The sequence below is a fragment of the Streptomyces nanshensis genome (genome assembly GCF_001751255.1).
Lineage (GTDB): Bacteria > Actinomycetota > Actinomycetes > Streptomycetales > Streptomycetaceae > Streptomyces > Streptomyces nanshensis_A.
The window spans coordinates 1-1,862 of the sequence record NZ_LJGW01000578.1; the positions used below are offsets into that span (position 1 = coordinate 1).

Annotated in this window: 2 protein-coding genes; both read right to left on the reverse strand. The window is 72.5% G+C overall.

Annotation, left to right across the window (positions count from 1 at the left end; all coding sequences use genetic code 11):
* Positions 1 to 71 precede the first annotated feature (71 nt).
* Positions 72 to 719, reverse strand: a complete 648-nt coding sequence (locus tag AN218_RS29880; protein WP_070020183.1) for a fasciclin domain-containing protein — start codon at positions 717 to 719, stop codon at positions 72 to 74.
* A gap of 128 nt (positions 720 to 847) precedes the next feature.
* Positions 848 to 1,862 (reverse strand): molybdopterin-dependent oxidoreductase (locus tag AN218_RS29885; protein ID WP_171908852.1); only part of this gene is annotated, 1,015 nt, incomplete at its 5' end.

The following is a 1,862-nucleotide window of genomic DNA, read 5'->3' on the forward strand; positions in this document are numbered from 1 at the left end:
TACCCGCGTGCGCGAGGCGCGTCAGGGCCCGGACGGGCCGAGCCGCCCGCGCACGCGGGTACGCCCGCCGGTCACTTCGGCGGCATCAGCACGGAGTCGACGAGGTGCACCGTCGCGTTGGCCGTCCGTACGTTGCCGCAGCCCACGGCCGCCTCGTCGTTGACCTTGTAGGAGTCGCCGGAGCCCGAGGTGGTGAGCTTCTCCTTCGCCAGGGTCGGGTACGAGCCGTCGGCCAGCTTCTCCTTCGGCAGCTTCTCGCCCACCACGTGGTAGGTGAGGACCTTGGTCAGCATCTTCTTGTCGCTCATCACCTTCTTCAGATCGGCCTTCGGCACCTTCTCGAACGCCTCGTTCGTCGGCGCGAAGACGGTGATGTCCTTCGCGCTGTTGAGGGTGTCGACCAGGCCCGCCTTCTTCACCGCGCCGACCAGCGTGGACAGTTCGGGATTGTGGGACGCGGCCGTGGCGACCGGGTCCTGGGCCATGCCCTGGAAGCTGCCCTTGCCGGTCTTCGGCACGGACGTGCAGGCCGGGCCGAACTCGCCGCCCGCGGTGGGCTTCTGCTCCTTCGAGGTGTCCTTGGGAGCCTCGGACTTCTTGCCGTCGGCGCTCGTGCCGCCGCCGTCACCGCCGTCGCCGGAACACGCGGTGACGCCCAGCGGCAGCAGCGCGACGGCGGTGGCGGTGAGCAGGGTCCTGCGGATACGGGTGGTGTTCATCTGCTGACTTCTCCTTCTGCGGGTGAACGGGGTTGCTGTTTCGGGGAGTCGGAGGCCGGGAGACCCGGCGAGGCCGTCCGGACCGGAGGTCGGGAGGAGGCCGTAGGGCCGGGAAGCCGGCCGGGGTGTCATGCCACGTCGACCACCACCGAGTGCCGTCCGGTCGCGCCGTCCGGTACGGTCCCGGCGCGCTCGGCGGTCTGTGTCTCGCCGTCCCTGTCGGTGGCCCGTACCTGGAGGCGGTGGCTGCCGGAGGCGGCGGGCCACTCCCACATCCACTGCCGCCAGGTGTCGCGGCTGTCCTCGGCCGCGAGCCGTGCCCGGTGCCAGGGGCCGTCGTCGACCCGTACCTCGACGCGGTCGATGCCGCGGTGCTGTGCCCAGGCCACGCCGGCGACCCGTACGGTGCCGGGCCTGAGCGAGGCCAGCGGGCGGGGAGTGTCGATGCGGGACTGGGTCTTGACGGGCGCCTCGCGCGCCCAGTCCCGCTTGACCCAGTAGACGTCGTAGTCGTCGAACGAGGTCAGCTCCAGCTCCCGGAGCCACTTGCACGCGGAGACATAGCCGTAGAGGCCGGGGACGACCATGCGGACGGGGAAGCCGTGCGCGAAGGGCAGCGGTTCGCCGTTCATGCCGACGGCGAGCAGGGCGTCCCGCCCGTCCATGACCGTCTCCACCGGGCTGCCCAGCGTCATGCCGTCCGTGGAACGGGCCACGAGCTGGTCGGCCGCACCGCCCTCGGAGGGCGGACGCACCCCCGCCTCGCGCAGCAGCGCGGCCAGCGGGACGCCGAGCCAGACCGCGGTGCCGGTGTAGGAGCCGCCGACCTGGTTGGAGACACAGGTGAGCGTGATGCGCCGCTCGACCAGCGGGCGGCGGAGGAGAGCGGCGAAGTCCAGTGCCAGCGGCCGGAGTACGCCCTTTCCGTGCACGCGCAGCGTCCAGTCGGCCACGTCGAGGCGGGGCACGGTGAGCGCGGTGTCCACGCGGTAGAAGTCACCGTTGGGCGTGGTGAACGGCGGGACGCCGTCGATGCCGAGGTCCGCACCGCGGGGGACGGGCGCCGCCCGTGAGGCGGGCGCGGGCAGACGGACGGTCGAGCGGGAGGCCGCGGCGCGGGCCCGGCGTGCGGAGTTGAGCCCG

Bases quoted from the DNA above. Each gene is read 5' to 3' on its own strand.
- AN218_RS29880 (WP_070020183.1), bottom strand. From the start codon at position 719: ATGAACACCACCCGTATCCGCAGGACCCTGCTCACCGCCACCGCCGTC.